A 600-nucleotide genomic window follows, 5' to 3' on the forward strand; every position below is an offset into this window, starting at 1 on the left:
CGGGCGCGGGCTGGACGGCGTAAAGCTCGTCGTCGGCGACAAGTGCATGGGGATGCTGGAGGCCGTGGGCGAGGTGTTCCCAGATGCCAAATATCAGCGCTGCACGGTGCATTTCTACCGCAATGTTTTCTCTGTTGTGCCCAAATCCAAGGTCAAAATTGTGGCGAAAATGCTCAAGGCGATCCATGCCCAGGAGAGCAAAAAAGCATCCCGCGAGAAAGCAAAGGCCGTCGTTGCCGAGCTGCGCGCCATGAAGCTGAAGGAGGCTGCCAAGAAGGTCGAGGACGGCATTGAGGAGACGCTGACCTACTGCGATTTTCCCAGCGAACACTGGACGCGCATCCGTACCAACAACGCGATCGAGCGGCTGAACCGTGAGATCCGCCGACGGACGCGAGTGGTAGGGACGTTCCCTGACGGCAACTCCGCCCTGATGCTGGTCTGCGCCCGGCTCCGCCATGTGGCGGGCACCCAGTGGGGCTGCAAAAAATACATGAACATGAAGCACTTGGAGGCGGCTCTGGACGACGCCTCTATTGCCGGTTGACTTCATTCAGCCGGAGCCTGCAAATAATTTTGCGCATAAATCTTGACGGCACC

General features: G+C 58.7%; 1 protein-coding gene. It reads left to right on the forward strand.

The genetic code is table 11. From position 1 onward, the window contains the following. A partial coding sequence (locus ACTNBK_RS17175; RefSeq protein WP_441147912.1) for an IS256 family transposase occupies positions 1-547 on the forward strand: 547 nt, incomplete at its 5' end. Positions 548-600 lie beyond the last annotated feature (53 nt).

It is taken from the genome of Intestinimonas sp. HCP28S3_D6 (genome assembly GCF_052065695.1).
Taxonomy (GTDB): domain Bacteria; phylum Bacillota; class Clostridia; order Oscillospirales; family Oscillospiraceae; genus Intestinimonas.